Below are 23606 nucleotides of genomic sequence, written 5' to 3'. Positions count from 1 at the left end.
CTTCAAAAATTATTTGCTCTTATAGGTTCGTGTTTATGTTTAGCCCATAAATATTTCTGCAGTGAAACTCCAATTACTCCAATAATAACAAGCCCAACCCCTCCATAAACATAGAGTTGAGTTACTCCAAACAAATGCACTAATGGGCCACTCATAGCAGGAGAAATAATTAGAACTGCGTTTGTTAAACTGCTTTGAATACCAAATACTCTTCCTACTTGATCTTGATCGGATTCTATTTGTAAAATGACTTGATTAGATACAAGCATCAGCCCACTTCCAATACCAGCGATAAAACTAATTAAGTAGGCCAAAACGAAGACCGTACTGGGCGTTATCAAACCGATCCCGCCAAAACCAATTCCCATTAAAACCATACCTCCACATACTACCCAGCCATATTGAAATTGTTTTAATTTCTGAGTTAGTAATGCACCAAGTATTCCGCCAAGACCAATAATAGAAATGATATATCCCATTTTACTTTTATCATGTGGGAATAAGCTCTTAAATAAAGTTGGAAATTGTGAGTCTACTAATTGTAATACTGCCATGGCTATTGTAACGAAAATCATAGTTGATAATATTATCCGATTAGATAACACATAACTCCATCCTTGTACCCAAGCGGTCCAAGTACTTTGTTTTTGCTTTTCAACAAATTCTTTCGATATAGTTTCTTTAAATTTTATTGTGGGTATCAGAACTAAGGTAGCTAATAAACAACTTATAGCTCTTATAATGAGGCAGAACTCTGGTTGAAACCAACTCAGCAACATCCCCCCTATAAGCGGGCCTACTATTTTGGTACCCTGCTCTACTATTCCGTTGATACTTACTGCTTTAGTAAGCAAATCCGGGGATACAATCTGTCTTGTTAGTGTTTGCTGTGCAGGATAATAGAAAACAATAAAAATGGAACGAATCATTAATGCTACTAAGAGCCAGTGGATATCTTGTACAAATAAAAGAGCAATCGTTATTAGACCAACCATTAGATTACAGAACATCATAATTGGAATTTTTCTAAAACGATCTGCAATAACACCTGCCCATGAGCCAAAAATAATTCCTGGAAGTGCGTATGCAACAGGAATCAATCCAATCATAGTAGGATCTACTTCCCATTCAAATCCAACTATAGTCATAATCGCTAACATATCAATAAAAACACCAAGCATAAGCAATGAATAAGCAGAGAAAACTTGTAAATAAACCCTATTTCCTAATAGGCCTTTTGAATCAGTAGTTTTCATAAAAGCAAGCTCCTTAGGTTACTAATATAAACACCTTTGCGTATAAGGTACCCCTTTATTAAACCTAATTAATCATTATAAAGATTTCACCTAGAATTTAACTTCGTCAAAACCTAGACTAATCTCAAGGTTTCTCATATTTTAAATAGTCTGATAAATAAGATTGCACCTATTTCTTCGTCTTTATATCAACTGTTACAAAATAGACCTTTACCTTAGTTAAACATTACCTTAATATAACCATTTACAGTTGTTTGCACATTCAATTCACATCCTTTTTAAAGTTGGCTTTTTTCTATCTCAAATACTATCACACAAATATTTCACCTACTATATTCATAAAGTTGAAATATTTGAATCAGAAAATTCGGATAAAAAACCAAATCCACAAATCATAACAAAACTATTATTTAGTTATATTTTCATTTTATAGATAGCTTTAACCATAGGGATATTAAGAATAAAGTTTTTTAATTTTATTAACATAATAGTTTATAGAGACTATAAATCCTACTAAATAAAAAGATACATATACATTAAAGTATATGTACCTTTCTCTATCCTACATATTTTCTATTCAAATTAATTCCAATAACTAAAATAGATATTAAAAATATAATACTAACAATTACTAATGCACTCATAACAAAGATTGAATCATATAGTATTGAACCTATACATTTACTACCTATTTAATCTATTAGACATTACTGCTTCAAAAAATTACACATTATACACAATCGGGATAAATCCCTAAAATATAATTTGACTATATTATTATATAATGTTGTTATGAATCTCTTGTAAGATATAATATATTTTACGCTAATGTATCATCAGTTTTTCTATAAAAGAACTTAATTTTTATGTAGTACGAATTTATTTAGTAATCTAATATATTAATTTAGGTATAAGAATGTTTAAAGATCACCTATTTCCGTAGGTGATCTTTTCTTGTAATTCTGTATTTGTACACTACTTTAGAAATATATCGTAGATACGCTTTGTTTGCTAAATGTTTAGTTCTTTCCATTTATTAAAAAACATAGCTTAAATACAATTAATATCATATTTGTTAAATTACAAACTATTATTTTGTCTTCTGTACAGGCAAACTACTAAAAATCAATTCAGCAACTTTTACATATCCTTTTGAGTTTGGATGAATTAAATCCTTAGACCAAAGCGTATTGTCATTAACTAAATGATGATTCCAAAAATCAACATGATGAAGCTTATACTCTCTGCTCAGTGAATGTATAACTTCATTTGCCTCTAATAATTGTTCTTTTATTACTTGTTTTTTTTCAGAAGCAAAAGGAAGCCTAACTGTAAAATCAGGAAGGTTTGCTATAATAATATCAGCCCCTGCTTTACTTAATGTATCTATCATAAATTCCATATCGTTCTTATATGCATCATGATTCCAACGTCCTTTTAAAACATCGTTTGCCCCTGCAATGAGACTAACCAAATTTGGATTAAAAGTTAACGCCTTTTCCAATTGCTGCAAGCGAATTTCTTTAGTTACTAACCCACGCTTTGCAAAATTGGCATATTCTATATCTTCTTCACACAGTTGAACAAAATGATCTACCCAGCTTTTTAATGCGATTCCCTCAACTTCATCCCCTATCCCCTCTGTAAAACTATCACCAATTGCTACAAATCGCTTCCACATATGTATTCCCCCTTTATTTTTAAATATATCTATACTATACAATAGCTCACACCGTAATTGTTATTTCTAAGTGGTTTTCGATTTCAATTATATTCCACTTTACTATATTTACATTTATAATCCAAAATTGACCGATTCCCAAGTATACTTAGGAATCGGTCAGATTCGTATATTTAATAAAGAAATAAGATCTCCCCAGGAATTATACTTTTTTCAAAAAATTTGTTGTTCTTTGTTTTGCCCAGTTGATACATTTCTTTTCGATTAAATGATACGAAACTATAGAAAAAAGTATTGTCATTGCAATGCACAAAGTAAGAAGAAAAAAATACACCCTGACATTCCAAGCTATCCACATAAGAATCTATAGTGCTTTGAAACCTTTTGTTTCAAACTAATATTTAATTGTACCCTATAAAATTAGCTTTTTACCATATCAATCGCACTATCCCACATACCACTAAAAAAAGATCCAGTTTTACGCATAAAACGTGTAAACCAATTTGCTTGTTCGACATCAGATTTTGTTACAAGGTCTATTTGTAATGATTTACCTGATAAGAAACCAGAATCTGTATTATCTCTAGGAGAGATAATCACTTTACTAATAGTTACCCCCTCTTGAATAGGCGCTTCTTGTTCCATATTGGATACTTTAAATTCTTTTTTATAAATGTCTTTATTGCCCTTCGGCATTGGAAGTGAAACAGCTTGCTTCGTTTGAACTACTACATCTTTGTCTTTTGCATTTGCCACTCGAACTGTTTCATGTCCTTTTATTACTGAATCTTTTCCGTAGACATTCTTCACTTTAAAATTCGCAAATCCATAATCGTATAATTTCTTTGTTTCATCAAAACGTGCCGTATGAGATTTTGCTTTTATCACTACAGAAATTAGACGCATACCATTTCTTTCTACTGTACCAGTGAAACAATCTCCCGCTTCTGGAGTCGTTCCTGTTTTCAAACCATCTACACCTTCATATTGCTTAATTAAACCTTTTAACATCCAGTTAAAGTTCGCCATATCAATTGGATATTTACCACCCTCTTGAAATGTTTTTTTAGGAATTTTTGCTGTATTTAATATTTGAGGGAAATCTTGAATAAGACGTTGTGCTAAAATTGCACAATCCCTTGCAGACATTTTATTTTTCTCGTCTAGAGTTGTCCCTTCTAGGTGATATCCTTTTAAATCTTGATTTGTTAAGCCGGTAGAGTTTACAAACTTATAATCTTTCATACCAAACTCTTTTGACTTATCGTTCATCATTTTTACAAAATTCACCTCTTTACCAGCAATCTCTTCAACTAAAGCAATTGTTGCACCATTTGCAGAGTAAATTGCCATTGCCTCATATAACTCTTTTACCGTATAAGAGCCACCATTTTCTAATGGAACATTTGATAGTGAACGATCTTGCGAAATCTTATGTGCATATTCAGAGATTTTAACTTTTTGATCCCATTTAAGTTTTCCTTTATCCACCGCTTCATGAACTAAGTATTCGCTCATCATTTTTGTCATACTAGCAATTGCCAATGATTCATCTGCATTTTTTTCATATAAAATTTTTCCGGAATTTGCTTCTATTAAAATTGCTGATCCTGCTTCAACGTCTATAGCAGGAACTGTTTCCGCTGCTGCTTTTCCAATTGTAACGACCATGCTACAAAATATTGTAAGTACTGTTACTATTGCAATAAATCTCTTGCAAAACATACCTTTCACTTCTGTTACCTCCAATTTCTTTGTACTCAAAAAAAGCGTTATTCCAACATAATCCCGCAAAAAAATAGACAGTGTTCTCAAATTGTATATACATATAAAACGTTAGAATCGCTTTCATATAGACCATCTCATCCGAAACTTTTAGGTGCGCTAATACTTTTTATTCCCACACATATCCTTATTTTTAATCCCCTTATATTTTTCAAAATGATTTGCACTTTCATATTTTTTAGGATTACAGTTAATAGACAATCTAAATAATACGTTTGTTCCACATTTACAAAAAATAAAAAACCACACCCTATACTGGATGTAGTTTTTCTAACTGATTTATTTATTTTTCACTTCATTTTTATAAAAAGCAAATAATGATTCGATGGATGGACTAGATAACAGCGGAATTGCCTTCTTAATCAATTTCCTATCCCAATCAAACCAACGCATTTCCATTAACATATTTATCTCTATATCAGTGAATCGTTTCTTTATTTCCTTAGCGGGATTTCCACCAACTATTGTATATGGCGGAACATCTTTACTTACGACAGATCCTGCAGCAACAATTGCGCCTTCACCAATAGTAACGCCAGGCATTATTATAGCATTCATTCCAATCCAAGCATCACTTTTAATGACTGTATCTCCCTTAGGTTCATATGATTGTTTAATTTGCTCAGCGAATGGATATACTGTAATCCATTCTGAGTGATGATTATGATTACCACCCATTAAAATGACTACCCCACTTGCAATGCAAACATAATTCCCAATAATGAGTTTGTCAAGGTGCCATCCCATCTGTTCAATTGGATTGAACAGTGCTTGGGACTTAGCATCTCCCCACAAATACCTTACACATCCATCTTCAAAATTTTGATGACTATAATAGCCTGAATAATAGGAGTACTCTCCTACTTCAATGAGTGGATTTGTTACTATATCTTTTATATACTTTGTTTCTGACCAATGATTAAATAATGGATACTTCATAACTTTATTCCTCGCTTCTAAGTATTATATATATTGCTATTTACTTAGAAGCTTACTACGACTGCTACATTTTTTAGCTTTCTCAAACGACGAATCATTATCTTCAAGCCTTTCTTTTATACTAGAAAAAGCATAACGCAATACATTACACTAGTCAAATTGTGTAATTTTGAACACATCTTAAATAGCGTAATACTGCAATAGGAACATGAAAACACTCTAACTTTGATACAAATAATATATTGATTACATTTAGTTCATATTTTGTAAAAAAATCTTAATTGCCATGACAAAGCAAACAATAACCACTATTGGTCGTATTAATGCCGTCCCTTTTGTAAGCACCATCTTCGCCCCAATATATGATCCTATTATTTGACCAAGCATCATAATCAATCCAATTGTCCAATCGATTTGGCCAAAAATAATAAAATACAACAAAGCAGCGAAATTACTTGTAAAGTTCAAAATCTTAGCATTTGCAGTCGCCCGTGTAGCACTATATCCATATAAAAGAATGAATGCTAAAGCAATTAAACTACCTGTTCCTGGGCCGAAGAAACCATCATAAAATCCCAGTAACGGAGCCACTGTTAACGCAAACAACAACATACTTATTTTTCTCGGTCGATCTTCGTTTGCTATATTTGGAGATAATAGAAAATAAATGCCAATAAAAACAAGTAAAAAAGGTAATATCATAATTAGATATTCTGCTCGTATCTGTAAAACAAGCCATCCACCGAAAACTGATCCAAAAAAGGTCATTAAGATGGACAAACGCATTTCTTTAAGATTAATTTCTTTCTTCTTAATAAAAAACACTGTTGCCATGAGAGTTCCGCTACTCCCTTGCAGTTTATTAGTTGCTATCGCTACAGAAGGAGACATACCTACTAATAACATTATCGGGATAGTTATCATACCACCGCCTCCAGCAATCGTATCTATCCATCCTGCTAATACAGCTACTAAAAATAGTAGTATGAGTAATTCAATAGTAAAATCCATACAAAGAATATGGGAAGGCTTGAGCTATTATACCCCAAACCTCCCCATCATCCCTCCTCTCTTTAAACTAGTTAATTAAATCTGTAAAGTAACTTTCTTTCTGATCACGTAATCGGCTGGAAACGTATTGCCTGCAAACAATTCTTCTTCCGTATTTATTATTTCCAATCGGGATTTTATATTCTTCCTCAGATAATCTTTCCCTACCATGAGTTACATTTGTTTGTTTACCATAGTATGAATTTGGTATAAGTAATAAATCTTCAGATGTAAGTGGAACCTTATAAGTAGGCGTTGTTCGTAAGAGTTCTAAAAACATGTCAAATTTCAATTTTTCTTCTTCACTTTCTCCCACATAAATCAATCTATTTTCTGCTCCATTTAAACAAGTTGCAATAATATCGCCATTATCATCCAAAAATATAATTTGGTTTATTTCCCCTACAAATCCAGATATTTCACCATCAGCCATTCCTGCGATATGAGCAATAGGCATTTTACTTATCGCCAATATGTCATCTTTACTGAAGTGATTTTCTTCAAGATGCTTTTGAAGTAATTTTGGGGTTCCAATATGAGTTTGAGTTTTTAAATTTAACACTCCTTTTAATAAAAGAGCATCAACTCTAGTAAATTTGCCACAAGTAATTTCAGACACTATTCGTTCCACGGATTTATTAAGTCTATTTGATACAATTTCTAAATTCGTATTGAATGTATTCAATCTCGCTTCAATATCTGACTGGTCTTTCATATCTGTATACACTGTGGCATCGTTATGTTGATAAAAGTTCCCGCCACCGGTGCTTGCACCGACATTTCGCAAAACTTCATCGTTGTTTAAAGGGGAAATGAGATGAAATCTATTTTTCCCTGCATGTTCGGATGGATGAATTAAAGCATCATAATTAAAAAGTGTGGCAAAAAGCCATGTCACCCATTCTGCATAAAAATATTTTTTCATTCTATCGTTTTCGTCTTCACCATAATTAAAACCTTTGCGATTTTCTCCAGGTAATAGGGTTTCCATAGGATCACATGGAGTATTTTTAATAAGAGTAGGCGGTACGTTCCCACCACAATTCGCTACTTTTATCATATGTAGTAGTTTTTTTATATCTGAATTCGGAGTTTCCATTGAGTATTCAATCAAACAAGTAAGCCACTCTTTTGAAAAATATGCTGCTATTTCTTGATCACAAGTATAGGGATTATGGGTTTTCAATTCATTGTCTATCAAACTCTTCATTTTATCATTCAATACATTAGGAATAGTAATTTCTTCAATTTCCGTAATCTGCAGTATTCCTTTATTCATTATAAAACCTCCGTTGTTTTATTTTTTACACCCTATCTTCTATTAAACAAACTATCCACTTCTTTTTTACTCCTTTACTTTTCGTCAGAGCTATTAGAATTACCGATTTACAAATAAAAAACGTGGAGTATAAGAGATTTCTTCTTAGTTACATTTCCCCCACGAACCTCCATTGATTTGGCAAATTTAATTTGAAAATCTGATTCATTTTCATACTTTACTTTCAAACTATGTTTATATGATTTTCAATTCAATTAAGAGTATTTCATTTTCTAAAGCTTTCCTAATTTTAAAATCAGAATTTTCAATACAACTATGTTAACACTAAAAATATAACACGAAACAAAAAAATGTAAATAAATAGTTTTTTTATAAAAAATAGTCAGACTATTCATAAGGTAATCCGTATTTCATTGAACCAACTACGGCCTCTCAATTTTATTGATAACAATAAAAAAGCCCCCTAAATGAATAGAGAACTTTTTCCAAGTATATTCTATTTTAAAGTTCTTACTTACCTTTTACTTTAAAAGATATTGCTGTAACTTCTTTATTAACAGTTCCATACCGTTTGGACTTACGATAATCTTCCCATTCGCTAACGAAATATTGCTGTCTGAAATATCTCCTGTAAGTGCACAAGCTCTTGGAGATTGATATTTTCGTAAAATAATCTGCTCCTCTTCTATAAACATTTCAAGAGAATCTTTTTCTACAATTCCTAAACTCCGTCTTATTTCCATTGGAATAACAATACGCCCCATACTATCTGCTTTACGAGTAATTCCTCTTGATTTCATAAAATGCCACCCTTTATATTTATCTAATATTACGGTATTTATTTTAGCAATAAACAACAATTAGGAATAGTTCGTATTACAGTACTTTTTTAGGAATAAATAACAATTAGGAATAGTTTATGTTAGAATTCTTTCTCGTTTATTTTTGATTTTTAATATATTTTTCCTTGATCATTTTTATATATTGTTTTCTCTCTGTTAGTTCAAATATAAATAATGCCTTTTTTATGTATGTTAAACCAACTTCATTAGAGTGCTGAACTTTTAATAAAATTGCACCTTTTTCAAAGAATAATTCACCTAATAAGTATAAAGTATTCATATTTATGGCTAATTTTATACCTATTTCACTATACTTTATCGCTTCTTCATATTGATTTGCAAGGTGTAAACATTTTGTTAACGTATGAATGAGTCTTAATTTGATTTCTTTTTCTCTAGGGAATTCTATCTTATTAAAATTAATTAAACTTTGTTTTAATATATTTATGCTTTTCTCATACTCTTCATTTTCTGCATGTATTATAGCGATTGAATTCATTATGCTTATTTCTTTCTCTGATAAAAAGTTACTACTACTTAAAGTTTGTTTTAGTGCTCTATTTAAAATGTCAAAAGCATTAATTGTTGCTCCATTTACATAATATATAGCAATCGCTTCATGCCATAATAGAAATTGTTTATCTTCTTTTGATTGGAAATTATTTTCGTTTTTCTCTTTTTTCACTATTTCGTAAAGCTCATTATATTCTTTTTGTTTCACACAATCTCTCATTACACATTTTACATTTTCAATATATTTTATTTTTTTATTTTTAGTTAGTGCAAATATATAATTTGGATCAATACCAAGTCTTTCAGATAATTGATACAACAATATGCTAGATGGATAAATAATACCTTTTTCTATCTTACTAATTTGACTTTGTGAACATATTCCATGACATAATTCAGATTGTGACATGTTTTTTTTCTTTCTAAGTTCTTTAATAATAATACCAAGATTGTAGAATTCCATATTTCCTCCCTCAAATGTAACACTTTATGAGTATAAGAATATTTTCCAACTTTTAATGTAATGTAAAATTAATATAGTTATAATTACTAATTATATGGATTTATAGTTTCTTTTACAAACTTGTATCACAATACGAGAAATTATTAAAATATGGTTCACTAATAATTAAGGGGAGTTTTATCCCCCCACTGATTATTAGTCCACTCCAGGCAGGCTTTTACAGGGAGTCCGACTTCTTTGCCACATCTAAATTTTGAGGTGGAAGTCTTACTACCCGCAAATAGCCGGATTAAAATAAATATGATTTTTCACCTTTATTTCTTTTAATAGTTTCTTTTGATTTTTATATAAATAATTTCGAAGGAGCGTATTTTATGAAAAGAATGTTGACCGAAAGAGAGTTAGAAGTGGCTATTTATGTAGCAAAAGGATATACAGATGCAGAAATTTCCAAAAAAATATATGTTACCCCTCGAAGAATTTCAACGATAATTAATCATATTAAAGAAAAATGGCATATTAATTCTAGAGTGGAATTAGGTATTTTAGTTTATCATTATGGTTTTATAGATGCACCCTTATTTTCAAATAAAAAAATTCAACTATGTAAAAAGGTTGTACAATAGATAGCGGAATATAACGAGTTTAAATTGCAAATAAAAATATAAGAGCAGACATACTTTTATTATTTGGTTTACTCCATCACTTTTTAAATTTCAGACATTAATATAAAAAGGTTAGAGAATTAACTTCTCTAACCTTTTTATATACACTACTAGGTTTCAAACAGTAAAGATGCCCTAATGCTACCATTAATCCTGTTCCCTATTCAACCTTGTATAAACAAAAAAAAATCAGACATTCTCACTATTCAAAACCAGTTACAATTCTCTCTTTCATTTTCTGTATTACTTCACTGCTCAATACTTTTTGACCAGCAGGAAGTTTTAATATGGCAGCGGCACCTTTACTAAGGTATATTTCTTGATCATTATTTTGATTTACTACCAATATTCCTTGCCCTTCAAATTCGAAATAACTAATATCTTTTGTTTCATTTGTATTATTTTTTATTGCTTTATATAATCCATATAAATCTTTACTTTTATTTTCTCCGCCCGTTCGAATCGGTTCAATATCATTCGCAACAATTAGTCCTTCTGGCTGCTCACCCTTCATAATAAACCATAGCTTTTCATTTGTTGGTAATAGTAAATGCTTAAATTCAAAGCTATTTAAAATTTGCTGTGCTGAAATTGTTTCATAGATTGGTAACGAAAATGGAGATGTTGTTATTTTTTCAAAACTTAAATTTTCAGAAGAACTTCCCTTACTATATTGATAATCTTTTAATGCGATCGATTGTACTGATTCACTTTTATTTTTTGATGCATAACTAATTTTACTAGCGAAAATAATAACGGTCATTAAGCACATGCACGGTATCACAAGCTTAAGTAGTTTTCCCATTTATGAACCCCCGCTTTTAATATTATTAGTTTGCATGGATATTATAAACAGTTTCACTCCACCAAAAATTATTATTGTTATGGAACGTACTGAAATTATGATTATAATGATCACCATACCAAGGGTCCATGTACGTTATATAATCTGTTCCATTTGTCCCTTTATAAAATCCATCAAGTACTAGAAAGTGTCCGATGTTAGCTCCATTTTGCCACATAATGAGTGCAATCATCGGCTGATTACTATTAATTTGACTTTTGAACCAATCATACGATTTTGCTCCAGAACTTATAGCTGAGCTAACCCCATATCTTGATAATCCATATTGTATTTCACGTGAAGTTGCAGGATTATTATATGATCCACCCTTAACATACCTAACGTACTGATCTTGTGAAGGAGTTTTCCCAAAATAATTTAAAACTGAAACCGAAGTGCCTGCCCAACACCAATTTGATCTTTCTTGTAATATGTTAGGTACAGATAATTTACGGTCTTTTGGTGTACTTGGAGGATTTCCATTAATATACGCTGACGTTACATATACTTTTTTTCCATCTTTAAAATAATAAAACCAACGATTATCTAAATTTCCTGTCCAGTAATCTTTAACCGCTTCACCATACTCCCATCCTTTAAAAGATACTTTTGTATTTCCAGGAATCATATCTACAATATTTGCATTCAAACTTTTTGCCTCTCTAACATTTACATTCAATGGAGCTGTTGTTCCTGAAAATTCAACTTCTTCTGCTATTATTTTCTCAACACCAACAAAACTAAATATAAAGAACAATAAAAACATAATAACGATAAAATGTTTTCTTCCCTTCATTTCTCCACCCCTTCATCAGTACTAAAAAACATCAACAATTCATCCTTATTAATTGTTCAAGCTTAATATTACATACTAACGAAAAACGACTTCTCATAAAGTGAAACTTTAATCCGTAGTGGTTTTATTCATCCCCTACTGATTATTAGTTAAACCAATCGAGCTGCCCGGCAAATAGCGGGATAAATTCCAATACAAAAAAGGAGCCTATAAATTTTTATAGGCTCCTTTTTATTTCGTCGTTATTACTTAGCTAATTCTTTCGTACCCTTCATTACATCAACGAAGAATCCCCAGTTATTCACTACAGAAGAGATACTGATATGTTCATCTGGAGTGTGGACGTTAAAGATGTCTGGTCCGAATGAAATTGCATCTAATTCAGGCATCTTTTGAACGAATGCGCTACACTCAATTCCCGCATGTACAGCGAAGATTTCAATTTCTTTATTGTATTTTTCTTGATGTACTTTTTCAAATAAATTACGAATTTGTGAGTTTGGATTGTATGGCCATTCTGGATACTCTGACTCTATTTCAAATGTAGCACCAACTAATTCAGCAATATATTTGATTTCTTCTGCAACATGTTGTTTTAAACTACTTACAGAACTTCGCACTTCGTTACGTAATTTAATTTCATCTTGCAACGTTTCAATAACGCCTAAATTTGTTGAGCTTTCTACAAGACCTTTAATATCCATGCTCATACTTTGAATGCCATTCGGAATTAAGAATAATGATGAAATAAGCTGCTTTTGTGTCTCTTTAGCAAATACTTTTTCAACTTTTTTATCCAATTTTGTCAGTGTAACATGAACATCTGGATCAACAGCACGCATTTCTTCTTGTAATACACGTGTCCATGATTCTAGTTTTTCTTCTACTTGTCCTACATCTTCTGTACGAATTAAAATTGTAGCTACACTTTCACGCGGAATTGCATTCGTTTTTAATCCGCCGTGAACTTCACTTATGTAAAACTCCGTATGTACTGATAAATCACGTAATACTCGTCCTAATACTTTGTTCGCATTACCGCGTTGTTTATCAATTTCCATACCAGAATGGCCGCCTTTTAGACCACCAACATATAGACGGTATGCATCCATATTCGCTGGCGTTTCATCCCAAATTACTTGAATTGTTTCAACAGCTTTCGCACCACCTGCACTACTTACAAGTAATTTATGATCTTCTTCAGAATCAATATTTATAAATATCTTTCCTTCAAAATGATTTGGATCAATAGCAAAAGCCCCGCCCATTGTCGTTTCTTCTTCAGTAGTGATAACGACTTCAAGTGCTGGATGCGGAATTTCTTTTGAATCTAATAAAGCTAATGCATACGCAACTGCAATACCATTATCAGCACCTAATGTTGTTTGATTTGCATATAACATGTCCCCAATGATTCGTAATTGAATCGGATCTTTTTCAAAATCATGTACTGTTGCTTGATTTTTTTCGCAAACCATATCCATATGACCTTGAATAATAATAGCTGGTACATTTTCATAACCAGCTGTTGCTTCTTTTTTAATAATGACATTGAATGCTTCATCTTGAATAACTTCTAAATTACGCTCTTTTGCAAAGCCCACTAAATAATCACTAATTTCCTTTTCATTACCTGATCCTCTAGGAATCTTTGAAATTTCTGCAAAATGATAAAATACAGGGTGCTTTGTTAATTGTTCTAATGTAGAATACATTTTTCAAGCTCCTCTCCAAATGGCAAAATAATATGTAAGTCTCATATCATTATACCATGATTCATTATTTTACCTTTCTTTTTACTTTTATTGTTCATTTTATGTACAACACTCTTACAACATTGTAAGGGCGTTGTAAGCTATATCGATTTTTCTTATTAAATAATAGACGTATATTTTTTAAAGACACACTTTGAAGGAGATAAAGAAAATGAAAAAGTTTTTAACAATTATTACACTATGTTTATTATTTTCTAGTTTTACTATTAGCTGTGAGAGAGCGTCACTAAATAGAATTGGTAAAGATGTATATTACATGCAGATAAAAGGCGAAGGAAATATCGAAAAAGTAGATGGTAGAAACTTACGAAACTATACGCTGCCCGCATATGATGAAGATGGCGTCAAAAAACAAATTACATTTAGAAGTACAAAAAAAGAAAACGACCATAAATTAAATGAAGACGCGTTTTTACGCCTCTATGTAGATCAAGATGATAATAGCAAAAATGAAATATCATCAATTGAAGTAAAGTCTTATGAAGAAATTCAGAAAACAGATTTACCTAATAAAGTAAAAGATAAGTTTACTATTAAATAAAAAAACAAAAGAAAATGCTCTATGCATTTTCTTTTGTTCTTTTCACCTGTATATATTTTGAACTACTATTATTCATCAGTTTCTCTAACCGATTTATATTCTCCGTTAATGCACCTTTCACAAGAGAGAAATCTGTATTGGATTCTTCTTTTTTTTCTTTAAAAAACGAAGACTTTTGCACATTGACTTCAGCCATCTCTTCTCCCCCTTTTCAAAAAGATACAACCTTTTATTTATATTATATAGCAAATGTAGAAAGAGTGTACACTTATAATTTTCTTTTTAATTCTTCTTCTAATTCTTCTACTTGCTGCAACGTATCCCCTTTTATTAAAGAGAAATCTGTTGTATCTTCGTTACCTTCTTTAAAAAAATCATTGTCATAATTTTTTACCACTACAATCACCTCTACATGCTAGTGTAGGAATGATTGTCCAATTTTATTCAACTTTGTCGGATTTTGTTTTTAATTTATGTATAGAAGATAAGGACAGAAAAAGATTCTGTCCTTATTTACTAAAATAACTATGATGTATTGTTAAATTATATACATTTTCAAAATCCCGATCTTGCAGGTTATTTTTCTTTCCATCAATAACAATGAAAACGTCACTTACTATTTTTGCTGGTATGATCCCGACATTTTCTACTTGTACCGCTTTCTGCTCATTCAATTGCTCGATATGTTCTAACGGAACGATAATACTAAATTGCGAGCGAATACCACGAAAGTTTGTATTTAATTCCTTCGCGGCTTCAAAAACAACAATTTTCGCGCCAATCTTTTCCCCGTATGAATCTAAAAATGCATTTAAGCTCTTTGTATATTCCTCTTCCGTATGCCATTCCATCGTACCGAAAACTGATGGATTAACATTTTGAATAATTGTCGTGTATATTTCTCCTCTCGCTTTAGATGCAATTAATGATCGTTTGATTGATTGAACTGTCTTGCCAATATCGCTAAATTTGGCACCCCATATTTCTGAAATATTAGGTGTTAAAATGAATGCAATATCAACAAAAATAACCATTGCAGTAAACATTAAAAGATTCTTCCAAAGGGTTAAATCGATTCCTTTTATCATGAAATACACGGTGACAGATATGATAAACAAACCATACCAAGTCTTTCTAATACGTTGCTTTTTCTCCTCGTACAACTCCTCATTTTTCCAATAAAAGAAAACAAGGACTACAAAGACAATCGCTAAAACAAATAAGCCAATTCGAATGTTAGAGATCATTAATCACATCACCCTCCATTCAAAAACTACTCACGATACCATTACATGCGCAAGCTGCTCTCTTTATGACAAAAGACGTGGACAAGCTTCTAAATTTAGCTACATTGCATATATATTAGAAGGTGCCACGTCTTTTATCCTGCTATTTGTGGGCAGTAAGCCCCCCACTGATTAAAATTTTACTTTACCATGAGTCTATATTGTATATGTAGACAAGCATTCATTTCAAATTTTCGTATTAAAAAGAAATATGTTTCGGAATTTCGCCTTCAGGTACTTCTCCATCCATACTTAAATAATAATGACGAATCGGACGTAAGTTTTCGTCTAATTCATAAACAAGCGGAATGCTAGTTGGAATATTTAATGAAACTACACCATCATTTGAAAGGTTGTCTAAGTATTTTACTAGCGAGCGAATTGTGTTACCGTGTGATGAAATAATTACTTTATTACCACTTTTTAATGTCGGCGCAATTTCTGAATGCCAATAAGCAAGTACTCTCTTCTCCGTATCCTCTAAACATTCAGTTAACGGAAATTCACCTTTTTTGAGTGTTTTATATCTTGGATCGGTCGCTTCATATCGAGAATCGTCTTCAGTAAGAGCCGGTGGTCTTACATTAACACTTCTTCTCCAAATATGAACTTGCGCTTCACCATATTTTTGAGCAGTTTCATCTTTATTCAACCCTTGCAATGCACCATAATGTCTTTCATTTAGCTTCCAAGATTTATGTATTGGGACCCAAGTAAGATCCATCTCATGAAGTACAATCCATAACGTCCGAATTGCGCGTTTTAATACAGATGTATAAGCCACATCAAAAGTATATCCGTTTTTCTTTAATATTGCTCCTGCTTCTCTCGCTTCACTTAATCCATTCTCTGATAGATCAACATCTGTCCATCCAGTAAAGCGATTTTCAAGATTCCATAAACTTTGCCCGTGACGAATAAGTACAAGTTTTATCATTAAAATTCCCCTTTCGGAAATGTGAATTTTATTGTTCCATTGCGTACACGTATAAAGTATCTAGTAATGTATCTTTTTATCCATTCATTCTATGACCAAACGATAGTTGCCAAATGTATGGATAAAATTTGTTCTTTTTCAAACGATAAAAACAGAAGTTTTTTCATTATTTTTGATCGACTGGTATTTCCCGTTTCGATATCCAAGCATCAAAACCTGATCGGCTATTTGCCATTTCATTCATAACTTGGTGCCAATTGTCCTCACATGATTCACCAAATTTTGAAAAAATAGCACCCATTTGTTGTCTTTGTACATCACTCAGTTTTTTCTCTAAATCTGCACCTTGTTCTGTTAAAGACAACTGTTTCACACGGCGATCATGCATAGCTTCATTACTCTCAATTAAGCCCTTTTCCACAAGTTGACGTAGCGGCCCGTGAAGAGCTTGTTTGCTTATTTCTAATAGTGATAATAACTCATTTACACTTATCCTTGGAAAACGTGCGATAAAAAATAAAATTCGATGATGTACTCGTTGAATGCCATATTCTTTTATAATTTCATCTGGCTTTTCAGTAAATGTTTTATATGCAAAATAAAATAATGCTAATGCCTCATTCATCTGTTCTTCTTTATGTTGTGTCATCTACTTTCCCCCTGTATGTAAATTATACCACAATCTAGTAATGAATATTTTAATCAACGCATTAGAACTTGTTTAGTCTATTGAAACATTCATTGCATAATTAGGAGGTGATTCATTTGAAAAAACAATATACTGTAAGTACATATTTATTGGATAGACTACACGACTTAGGAATTGAACATACATTCGGGGTTCCTGGTGATTATAATCTTGCTTTTTAGATGATGTAGTACCACATGAAAATTTAAAGTGGATTGTATTATTAGTATTGGTGTGAAGTTAACTGATACTATTACAGGCGGCTTCACACAAGGTTTTACAAAAGAACAAGTTATAGAAATCCATCCCTACGCTGTGAAAATTATAGATAAAAAATACGGTCCAGTTGTAATGCAGGATATTTTACAACATTTAAGTGATTCAATTGAGCATCGTAATAAAGATACTCTTGACGTTAAGCCATTTATTCTAAAATCATCTCTTTTTACTGAAGAGTTCAATCCCAAATCACAAATGGTCACACAAAAACGTTTTTGGCAGCAAATGTACCATTTCTTACAAGAAAACGACATCTTAATTGTAGAGCAAGGAACACCTTTCTTTGGTAGTGCTGCTATCCCTCTACCTAATAACACTGCATATGTAGGACAACCGTTATGGGGATCTATCGGATATACACTGCCCGCTCTACTTGGTACACAGGTCGCCAATTTATCACGGCTCAACATTTTAATTATTGGTGACGGTTCTTTCCAAGTAACTGCCCAAGAGTTATCAACTATACTACGTCAAATTTAAAACCGATTATATTTTTAATCAATAACAACGGATACACTGTTGAACGTGCCATTCACGGCCAAAACCAACCTTATAATGATATACAAATGTGGGATTACAATAAACTATCAATGGTATTTGGGGCAGAAGAAAAAAGTCTAACATTTAAAGTAGAAAATGAATCAGAATTAGCAGAAGTCTTAACAAATATAACTTTTAATAAGAATCACCTTATCTTTATTGAAGTTATAATGAGCCAAAGCGATCAACCTGAATTGTTAGCTAAACTCGGGAAAAGATTTGGTCAGCAAAATTCTTAATATAAAAGTATAACCTAATTATACAATTGGTAGTGTAAAACTTGTTTTCAGAATAGTTTCGACACTCAAAATACATAAGGAAAAGGATGGAAAGCACCATCCTTTTCTATTTTAAGAGCGTTCTTCGACTAACGCCCCGTGCGACAAGCAAAAATTCTTAATCCATCTTTAACTTTATAGCTTTTGTCGCAATAAATGTTTTAATATGCTTATCTAATATCCTTGTTCCACCAAAATCATCCTCATAAAAACCTGTTATAGCAAAACCAGCTTCAATTTGGCCTTGGATTTGGTCTTCTAAAGTATGCGCATATTCTATTGTTTGATTTGAATCGATGTAATCTTGAACTTCATCCTCTGGTAAATAATCCAATGTTGATGAAGGAATTGAATGTTTAACATCAAGAATACCTTTTTGCTCTTGGTTATCATCAAAAATCCATAGTAACGGATTTGTAAATCCAGCAATAAGAATACCCTTATTCTTTAAAACCCTAGAAACTTCATTCCATACAAGATGAACATCTTTTACAAACAAATAAGCTACGCTTTTTCTTTTTTATTCAGCAAGAGTTAACTGCCAAGATACACCATACTTATCATTTAACCAGCCAAACTTTTTACTAAACGGATAAGAACCTAAAGGCATAAGAATCGCTCCATCCTGCGCTAGTTTATGAAAGACCGTTTCAATTTCTTCTTCTGTCTCACAAGTTACATAAAGAGACATAGCTGGAGTGAATGTAAAATTATGATTTACATAACTATCAATACACATAAACTCTTGGCCATTTAGCGTAAAAGTTGCATGAATTACAGTTCCCTCTTTACCAGGTCCATTTTCATCGTAGCGAGAAATACTTACAATTTCTGATTGATCAAATAGTGACGTATAAAAATTCATTGCTTCCTCAGCTTTGCCCTCAAACATTAAAAACGTAGTAATTTTTTGATTTGCGTTACTCATATGGAGACAGCCCCTTGTTATGTATTTATGTAAAACATACGCCAACAAAACCAAACGTACGTTCCTTTTAATATATTGTCTATAAAAACGATGAGTTTGTCAATTATCTACTTTATTATTTCTTCTTAAATAATGCTGTCCAAAGAAATGATTCTCCAAACATTTCTTTCGGTTGTTTCATTTGTTTCATTCTTCTAATCTCAATTACCTCAAATTCTTTAAATATCTCTCTTAACTTTTCTTCCGAGTATGCAAGACCCCCTTGTAGACTCCACCCTCTATATACGTCCCAATCTGTTATTTCCGATCCATTTCGCTCATCTAAATCACCTGCCGCAAAACATGTTAATCCGAAATAACCACCCGATTTTAATGAGTTTTTAATTAAATCCACATAATTTATTCTTCTATGCGGTGGAATGTGATGCAAACAGCCCGAATCGTATACAAAATCAAATTCGTTTTGAACCTCTAAATTAAAAATTGAATCACAAATAAAATGAATTGCTACCTCTTTTGCCAATGCCCTTTCTTTAGCCCAATTAATGCCTTCTACAGATAAATCCACTGCTGTTACATCAAATTCTTGAGTCGCTAAATAAATGGCATTTCTACCTGGACCACATCCAAGTTCTAATACTTTCCCTTTTGAAACTCTCTCTTTTTGTATATACGAAACTAGATTCTCATCTGGAACATTTTCAAAAAACGGAATATCCTTTTCTCTATTCTCATAAAACTCATTCCAAAATGGTTCTGCAGGTCTTAATAATGAATCAAGCATTTTTAAAATGTCTTCTTGTGTGTGTAACGTTTCACTTTTCATTAACACCCCTCCATAAATTAATAGTCAGAAAATTATTATATATCTTTTTGAACTTTCAAACAAAGAAAAAACTCCTACATTTTGAAGTGAACCCCTAAAACGGGACACCTATCAAAATACCTAAACCACCTTTCATTTGGTGCGGATGCATCGAATTGGCGTTCCAATCGATGAGGGGCTACTACTGGCTCCGCACCACTGATATATTTCTTTTTCTTTCGACCAACTTTTGAGAGAATCTGATTTTGCCTCATGATTCATAATACTTTTTTATGATTTACACACAGCCCCATTTTCCGAAGAGTTGCGGTCACTCTTCGATATCCATATCGTAATTTATGCCGAAGACAAACATCCTTTATTTTCTCTTCTATCCCTTAGGTCCACTGTTCGTTGTAACTTGTTTAAATTCACCTTAATTCATATCAAGGTTTCTTAACATTCGCATTAATAACTGTATAATATAATTAAACTATTTGTATAAGGGGGACTTATTATGAACTGGAAACAAAAATACAATCCAAGATATCTCTTTTACCGAATGTATAGTTATATTTATAAAGCCCTTGATGATATATCATGCTCCTTAAAATAACGCTTTTGTTCACTTTTTTTGATACATTTACGAAACATTCATGTGTTATCTTCATTAAGTTCTTTTCTTTTTATAATGTCGTGTGAGATATACCAACAGAGGAAGCCCTAGATCCCCTAATCCTAGGGCTTTTTTTATAAGAATTTTATACATTTTATTATTTCCATCAACTTTTCAAATTGTATAAACATAATATATTTTTTTATGTTGTTATATTTTTTGATGGCCTCTTATCTTTCCTTAAAAGGCTTTTTTTTCAAATAACGCTTTTGTTTAATTTATATTTAAAAAGTTCCTTTTCATAAAGACTTCCCTTATATGCTATACTCATTCTTAAATAATTGTATAAGGAATGTTAAAAATGGATGATAGATCGTCAAGACAATGGAAATTGCGACAAAAGTTAAGAGCACTGAAAACCAAAAACAACAATGACACAAACCCTTTGTTTAGTGAATGCCTTGAATCCCTAGGAAACGAAACTCTCATTTTCTCCCAAGAAAAAAGCCAGCAGATTGCTACTATTTTAATGAATTCATTTCCTATAACTGTCTCGGGAAGAATATATTGGGAACAGATAGATAATCAATTCATAGCTTCGAACAAAGAACAACTAATTTCCCTTATTAGAGCAAACCAACTAGATTTTGACGAACAGATTTTTATAATATGGGATAACTATGAAATCCCTGTAGTAAGTACAAATCTTGATAAAGTATTCCAATCACTAGTTGACGTTGATGCAGTCAGTTTTTATTACTGGCTATTAGACAAAGAATATAGATTCGTAATTGAAATAAATGATGAAGAATTGATTAGGATTGGGTTTCGCTAATACTCTAAGCATATGAAGCTAGTTCCCTTCATTTCTTAATATTTTCTTCGTCACCACCGCTATTATTATCATTATGAAACTAATAGCTAATATAGGTAAATAAATTTTCGTACTGAATCCTTCAAACATAAAACCATATACGACTTGCCCAATTGGTGCCATACATTGAGATACCGCTGTTATAATTCCCATTACTTTTCCTAGATTTTCATTTGGTGTTTTCTTTTGGACTACAGTAATCACATAGATGGATACAATTGTCATAATCATTGCGATTAGAAGAGAAGAAAATATAAAGAGGATAAATGGTGGATAGTATCCTAAATTAAGAGTAAACGGTGTAACTGATAGTGCCACTGGTATTACTAATAAAGCTATGATAAACATCCAATTATATAATCTTTTCATCTGTAACTTTTTAGCAAAGAAACCGATTGACAATGCCCCTAATATGGTTGCAAAATCAATTAATCCCATTCCAATTCCATACATCATATCGCTACTCTGCATAGTTACTCGTAACATAATAGGTCCTCCGACAACAAATAACGGTGTCAAAATTAAGTTTAGTAAAGCTGCAAGTAACATAGCCTTCAAAATAAAAGGTTGCTTTAAAACATAAAGAAAACCTTCTTTCATATCTTTTACAAGTGTAGGTACGATATGGCCTTCCTGTATTCTTTTTATAAATGGCATTGTAATAAACATTTCTAAAATCGCAGATAAAAAGAAAGCAAGACAACTTGTTATTACGAGCATTTTCAAACCAATTATGCCATACAATATTCCTCCTAATACAGGAGCAACTATATTAGATAATGCTTGCACACCATTTATGATACCGTTTGCTTGTTCTAACTTTTTCTCTGGAACTAATTGCGGAATACTTGCCATAACAACTGGTGCGTACATTGCACTAACGACTGCTAGTAAAAACATAATTGTTCCAATCAATAAAATAGATATCGATTCAGTTAATAACAAAACTATAAAACTTAATACAATAGCAGCGTTTATAAAATCCAAAATGACCATTACATTACGGCGGTTGAAACGATCTGCTATCGCTCCGCCAAGAGGAGCTAACAAAAACGGGATACTCGTTACGGCATATAACCCTGCAAATATATCGGCACGTCCTGTTATATCTAGCACATATAAAGACAGTGCAAAACGTAATAGTGTTGAACCTAAAATAGTAATAATTTGACCACTTACCATTAAGTGAAAATCTTTCAAGGAAGATTGAATACTTGCTGGCATCCTCATCACATCCTTCATTTAGCATAGACCGACTGCCGGTCTATAATACCCAAACAGAAAAAAGCTATTTCTGTTTCATTAAAACCTCGATCATATAATTAAAGGACCCTTCTTTCGCTCCAACAGATACTTCCATCATTTTAATATAAGCCTTAGCTCTTCTCATCATTTCTTCCGTTTTCCACTGGAATAAACCATCATCAAATATGACTTGTGCTGAAGAGAGTAATAATTCAATTGTTTCTTGTGGGTATGGAGTATAAAATATGCCTTCTTCTATTCCTTGCTCTAAAACTTCCGTTAATACAGGAGATAAATGTATAATGGATTGCACTAAACTTTTCTGATGCATTTCTGCATTATTTGGTTGATGGAATTGTTGGATCATTTTTTCTTTTACATCTCCTGATTTTGGTGATTGTTCCATTAAAATTTTAAATAACTTATCTAAAACGGGGATATCGGGATTGGAGACAATCCTTTTCGCCTTAGTGACATCCTCTTTAATAATCCTCATAATGATTTCATCCATTACTTCCTCCTTCGACTTAAAATAATGATAAAACGTCCCCTTTGCTATACCAATTTCTTTTAAAATATCATTCACGGTTGTTTTCGTATAACCTTTCGTAAGAAACAAAAGCTCAGCTGTTTCTAAAATTTCCTTTCTACGCTCCTCATACTCCTTTACAATTCGCATTCAAGTTCTCCTTCCCACCCGA

The 23606-nt window shown here is 31.9% G+C and carries 23 protein-coding genes and 4 pseudogenes; 4 read left to right on the top strand and 23 right to left on the bottom strand.

Annotated elements, in window-relative coordinates:
- Positions 1 to 2 precede the first annotated feature (2 nt).
- The 9 genes and pseudogenes from ACTFRH_RS08530 to ACTFRH_RS08490 all read right to left on the bottom strand — a co-directional run bounded on the left by ACTFRH_RS08530 (position 3) and on the right by ACTFRH_RS08490 (position 9808).
- Positions 3 to 1256 carry an MFS transporter gene (locus ACTFRH_RS08530; RefSeq protein WP_000858617.1) on the bottom strand — a complete coding sequence of 418 codons (1254 nt, stop codon included), beginning with the start codon at positions 1254 to 1256 and terminating at the stop codon, positions 3 to 5.
- 1090 nt (positions 1257 to 2346) lie between these two features.
- Positions 2347 to 2937 (bottom strand): SGNH/GDSL hydrolase family protein, encoded by a 591-nt coding sequence (locus ACTFRH_RS08525; RefSeq protein ID WP_000265871.1) that lies wholly within the window; start codon positions 2935 to 2937, stop codon positions 2347 to 2349.
- Between the two features lie 202 nt (positions 2938 to 3139).
- Positions 3140 to 3265: pseudogene (locus tag ACTFRH_RS08520) on the bottom strand (acyltransferase family protein); the annotation flags it as partial.
- A 92-nt stretch (positions 3266 to 3357) separates the two neighbouring features.
- Positions 3358 to 4671, bottom strand: a complete 1314-nt coding sequence (locus tag ACTFRH_RS08515; protein ID WP_000677641.1) for a D-alanyl-D-alanine carboxypeptidase family protein — start codon at positions 4669 to 4671, stop codon at positions 3358 to 3360.
- Between the two features lie 330 nt (positions 4672 to 5001).
- A complete protein-coding gene (locus ACTFRH_RS08510; RefSeq protein WP_000876935.1) occupies positions 5002 to 5661 on the bottom strand; it encodes a CatB-related O-acetyltransferase in 660 nt (219 codons plus the stop codon).
- A gap of 252 nt (positions 5662 to 5913) precedes the next feature.
- Complete coding sequence (locus ACTFRH_RS08505) at positions 5914 to 6672, bottom strand: TSUP family transporter (RefSeq protein WP_000347989.1); 759 nt, start codon at positions 6670 to 6672, stop codon at positions 5914 to 5916.
- Between the two features lie 67 nt (positions 6673 to 6739).
- Entirely contained in the window at positions 6740 to 7990 is a 1251-nt protein-coding gene (locus tag ACTFRH_RS08500; RefSeq protein ID WP_001032375.1) for a hypothetical protein, read from the bottom strand.
- A 521-nt stretch (positions 7991 to 8511) separates the two neighbouring features.
- The gene (locus ACTFRH_RS08495) at positions 8512 to 8790 is read right to left on the bottom strand and encodes an AbrB/MazE/SpoVT family DNA-binding domain-containing protein (protein ID WP_000842217.1); all 279 of its coding nucleotides are present in this window, start codon (positions 8788 to 8790) and stop codon (positions 8512 to 8514) included.
- Positions 8791 to 8929: 139 nt separating this feature from the next.
- Positions 8930 to 9808, bottom strand: coding sequence for a helix-turn-helix domain-containing protein (locus tag ACTFRH_RS08490; RefSeq protein WP_000397975.1), 879 nt, complete (start codon positions 9806 to 9808; stop codon positions 8930 to 8932).
- 374 nt (positions 9809 to 10182) lie between these two features.
- On the opposite strand from ACTFRH_RS08490, the gene ACTFRH_RS08485 reads away from it, so the two are divergent.
- Entirely contained in the window at positions 10183 to 10434 is a 252-nt protein-coding gene (locus tag ACTFRH_RS08485) for a response regulator transcription factor (RefSeq protein WP_000827560.1), read from the top strand.
- A gap of 241 nt (positions 10435 to 10675) precedes the next feature.
- On the opposite strand, the gene ACTFRH_RS08480 is transcribed toward ACTFRH_RS08485, so the two are convergent.
- The 3 genes from ACTFRH_RS08480 to pepD form a co-directional block, all read right to left on the bottom strand.
- Positions 10676 to 11278, bottom strand: coding sequence for a hypothetical protein (locus ACTFRH_RS08480; RefSeq protein WP_000517277.1), 603 nt, complete (start codon positions 11276 to 11278; stop codon positions 10676 to 10678).
- A 25-nt stretch (positions 11279 to 11303) separates the two neighbouring features.
- Positions 11304 to 12113, bottom strand: coding sequence for a papain-like cysteine protease family protein (locus ACTFRH_RS08475; RefSeq protein WP_000678378.1), 810 nt, complete (start codon positions 12111 to 12113; stop codon positions 11304 to 11306).
- Positions 12114 to 12358: 245 nt separating this feature from the next.
- On the bottom strand, positions 12359 to 13828 hold the full coding sequence (gene pepD, locus ACTFRH_RS08470) for a beta-Ala-His dipeptidase (RefSeq protein ID WP_000287535.1): 1470 nt from the start codon (positions 13826 to 13828) through the stop codon (positions 12359 to 12361).
- 211 nt (positions 13829 to 14039) lie between these two features.
- Here pepD and ACTFRH_RS08465 point away from each other — a divergent pair, with 211 nt between their 5' ends.
- Entirely contained in the window at positions 14040 to 14429 is a 390-nt protein-coding gene (locus ACTFRH_RS08465; RefSeq protein ID WP_000714181.1) for a YxeA family protein, read from the top strand.
- A gap of 19 nt (positions 14430 to 14448) precedes the next feature.
- On the opposite strand, the gene spoIISB is transcribed toward ACTFRH_RS08465, so the two are convergent.
- The 5 genes from spoIISB to ACTFRH_RS08440 all read right to left on the bottom strand — a co-directional run bounded on the left by spoIISB (position 14449) and on the right by ACTFRH_RS08440 (position 17301).
- Positions 14449 to 14625: a stage II sporulation protein SB gene (gene spoIISB, locus ACTFRH_RS08460; RefSeq protein ID WP_000852629.1), complete on the bottom strand. Its 177-nt coding sequence runs from the start codon at positions 14623 to 14625 to the stop codon at positions 14449 to 14451.
- A 72-nt stretch (positions 14626 to 14697) separates the two neighbouring features.
- Positions 14698 to 14826, bottom strand: a complete 129-nt coding sequence (locus tag ACTFRH_RS08455; protein WP_000240516.1) for a hypothetical protein — start codon at positions 14824 to 14826, stop codon at positions 14698 to 14700.
- 112 nt (positions 14827 to 14938) lie between these two features.
- Positions 14939 to 15676 carry a type II toxin-antitoxin system SpoIISA family toxin gene (locus ACTFRH_RS08450; RefSeq protein ID WP_000624982.1) on the bottom strand — a complete coding sequence of 246 codons (738 nt, stop codon included), beginning with the start codon at positions 15674 to 15676 and terminating at the stop codon, positions 14939 to 14941.
- Between the two features lie 238 nt (positions 15677 to 15914).
- Positions 15915 to 16652 carry a 2,3-diphosphoglycerate-dependent phosphoglycerate mutase gene (gene gpmA / locus ACTFRH_RS08445; RefSeq protein ID WP_000594147.1) on the bottom strand — a complete coding sequence of 246 codons (738 nt, stop codon included), beginning with the start codon at positions 16650 to 16652 and terminating at the stop codon, positions 15915 to 15917.
- A 166-nt stretch (positions 16653 to 16818) separates the two neighbouring features.
- Positions 16819 to 17301: a MarR family winged helix-turn-helix transcriptional regulator gene (locus tag ACTFRH_RS08440; RefSeq protein WP_000191914.1), complete on the bottom strand. Its 483-nt coding sequence runs from the start codon at positions 17299 to 17301 to the stop codon at positions 16819 to 16821.
- A 252-nt stretch (positions 17302 to 17553) separates the two neighbouring features.
- On the opposite strand from ACTFRH_RS08440, the pseudogene ACTFRH_RS08435 reads away from it, so the two are divergent.
- Positions 17554 to 18398, top strand: a pseudogene (locus tag ACTFRH_RS08435) (thiamine pyrophosphate-dependent enzyme); the annotation flags it as partial.
- A 157-nt stretch (positions 18399 to 18555) separates the two neighbouring features.
- Here ACTFRH_RS08435 and ACTFRH_RS08430 read toward each other — a convergent pair.
- The 4 genes and pseudogenes from ACTFRH_RS08430 to ACTFRH_RS08415 form a co-directional block, all read right to left on the bottom strand.
- A pseudogene (locus tag ACTFRH_RS08430) lies at positions 18556 to 18945 on the bottom strand (SAM-dependent methyltransferase); the annotation flags it as partial.
- A gap of 12 nt (positions 18946 to 18957) precedes the next feature.
- On the bottom strand, positions 18958 to 19365 hold the full coding sequence (locus ACTFRH_RS08425; RefSeq protein WP_000063589.1) for a VOC family protein: 408 nt from the start codon (positions 19363 to 19365) through the stop codon (positions 18958 to 18960).
- Positions 19366 to 19480: 115 nt separating this feature from the next.
- Positions 19481 to 20191 carry a class I SAM-dependent methyltransferase gene (locus ACTFRH_RS08420; protein WP_000834394.1) on the bottom strand — a complete coding sequence of 237 codons (711 nt, stop codon included), beginning with the start codon at positions 20189 to 20191 and terminating at the stop codon, positions 19481 to 19483.
- Positions 20192 to 20313: 122 nt separating this feature from the next.
- Positions 20314 to 20565: pseudogene (locus ACTFRH_RS08415) on the bottom strand (IS3 family transposase); the annotation flags it as partial.
- 582 nt (positions 20566 to 21147) lie between these two features.
- On the opposite strand from ACTFRH_RS08415, the gene ACTFRH_RS08410 reads away from it, so the two are divergent.
- Positions 21148 to 21621, top strand: coding sequence for a CDI toxin immunity protein (locus ACTFRH_RS08410; RefSeq protein ID WP_000342731.1), 474 nt, complete (start codon positions 21148 to 21150; stop codon positions 21619 to 21621).
- An 18-nt stretch (positions 21622 to 21639) separates the two neighbouring features.
- Here the strand turns inward: ACTFRH_RS08410 and ACTFRH_RS08405 are convergent, their stop codons facing one another.
- Both ACTFRH_RS08405 and ACTFRH_RS08400 read right to left on the bottom strand, forming a co-directional pair.
- A complete protein-coding gene (locus ACTFRH_RS08405; protein WP_001111725.1) occupies positions 21640 to 22884 on the bottom strand; it encodes an MFS transporter in 1245 nt (414 codons plus the stop codon).
- A 64-nt stretch (positions 22885 to 22948) separates the two neighbouring features.
- A complete protein-coding gene (locus ACTFRH_RS08400) occupies positions 22949 to 23584 on the bottom strand; it encodes a TetR/AcrR family transcriptional regulator (protein ID WP_001223564.1) in 636 nt (211 codons plus the stop codon).
- Positions 23585 to 23606 lie beyond the last annotated feature (22 nt).

This window comes from Bacillus cereus group sp. MYBK216-1 (assembly GCF_051916495.1).
Classification (GTDB): domain Bacteria; phylum Bacillota; class Bacilli; order Bacillales; family Bacillaceae_G; genus Bacillus_A; species Bacillus_A thuringiensis_K.
Note: the sequence above shows the minus strand (reverse complement) of the source record. Positions and strands in the feature narration are given on the sequence as shown.

What these genes read in the sequence shown, in the direction of transcription:
- ACTFRH_RS08530 (WP_000858617.1), bottom strand. Translation starts at nt 1,256, where the DNA reads ATGAAAACTACTGATTCAAAAGGCCTATTAGGAAATAGGGTTTATTTA.
- ACTFRH_RS08525 (WP_000265871.1), bottom strand. Translation starts at nt 2,937, where the DNA reads ATGTGGAAGCGATTTGTAGCAATTGGTGATAGTTTTACAGAGGGGATA.
- ACTFRH_RS08510 (WP_000876935.1), bottom strand. Translation starts at nt 5,661, where the DNA reads ATGAAGTATCCATTATTTAATCATTGGTCAGAAACAAAGTATATAAAA.
- ACTFRH_RS08505 (WP_000347989.1), bottom strand. Translation starts at nt 6,672, where the DNA reads ATGGATTTTACTATTGAATTACTCATACTACTATTTTTAGTAGCTGTA.
- ACTFRH_RS08500 (WP_001032375.1), bottom strand. Translation starts at nt 7,990, where the DNA reads ATGAATAAAGGAATACTGCAGATTACGGAAATTGAAGAAATTACTATT.
- ACTFRH_RS08495 (WP_000842217.1), bottom strand. Translation starts at nt 8,790, where the DNA reads ATGAAATCAAGAGGAATTACTCGTAAAGCAGATAGTATGGGGCGTATT.
- ACTFRH_RS08490 (WP_000397975.1), bottom strand. Translation starts at nt 9,808, where the DNA reads ATGGAATTCTACAATCTTGGTATTATTATTAAAGAACTTAGAAAGAAA.
- ACTFRH_RS08485 (WP_000827560.1), top strand. Translation starts at nt 10,183, where the DNA reads ATGAAAAGAATGTTGACCGAAAGAGAGTTAGAAGTGGCTATTTATGTA.
- ACTFRH_RS08480 (WP_000517277.1), bottom strand. Translation starts at nt 11,278, where the DNA reads ATGGGAAAACTACTTAAGCTTGTGATACCGTGCATGTGCTTAATGACC.
- ACTFRH_RS08475 (WP_000678378.1), bottom strand. Translation starts at nt 12,113, where the DNA reads ATGAAGGGAAGAAAACATTTTATCGTTATTATGTTTTTATTGTTCTTT.
- pepD (WP_000287535.1), bottom strand. Translation starts at nt 13,828, where the DNA reads ATGTATTCTACATTAGAACAATTAACAAAGCACCCTGTATTTTATCAT.
- ACTFRH_RS08465 (WP_000714181.1), top strand. Translation starts at nt 14,040, where the DNA reads ATGAAAAAGTTTTTAACAATTATTACACTATGTTTATTATTTTCTAGT.
- spoIISB (WP_000852629.1), bottom strand. Translation starts at nt 14,625, where the DNA reads ATGGCTGAAGTCAATGTGCAAAAGTCTTCGTTTTTTAAAGAAAAAAAA.
- ACTFRH_RS08450 (WP_000624982.1), bottom strand. Translation starts at nt 15,676, where the DNA reads ATGATCTCTAACATTCGAATTGGCTTATTTGTTTTAGCGATTGTCTTT.
- gpmA (WP_000594147.1), bottom strand. Translation starts at nt 16,652, where the DNA reads ATGATAAAACTTGTACTTATTCGTCACGGGCAAAGTTTATGGAATCTT.
- ACTFRH_RS08440 (WP_000191914.1), bottom strand. Translation starts at nt 17,301, where the DNA reads ATGACACAACATAAAGAAGAACAGATGAATGAGGCATTAGCATTATTT.
- ACTFRH_RS08425 (WP_000063589.1), bottom strand. Translation starts at nt 19,365, where the DNA reads ATGAGTAACGCAAATCAAAAAATTACTACGTTTTTAATGTTTGAGGGC.
- ACTFRH_RS08420 (WP_000834394.1), bottom strand. Translation starts at nt 20,191, where the DNA reads ATGAAAAGTGAAACGTTACACACACAAGAAGACATTTTAAAAATGCTT.
- ACTFRH_RS08410 (WP_000342731.1), top strand. Translation starts at nt 21,148, where the DNA reads ATGGATGATAGATCGTCAAGACAATGGAAATTGCGACAAAAGTTAAGA.
- ACTFRH_RS08405 (WP_001111725.1), bottom strand. Translation starts at nt 22,884, where the DNA reads ATGCCAGCAAGTATTCAATCTTCCTTGAAAGATTTTCACTTAATGGTA.
- ACTFRH_RS08400 (WP_001223564.1), bottom strand. Translation starts at nt 23,584, where the DNA reads ATGCGAATTGTAAAGGAGTATGAGGAGCGTAGAAAGGAAATTTTAGAA.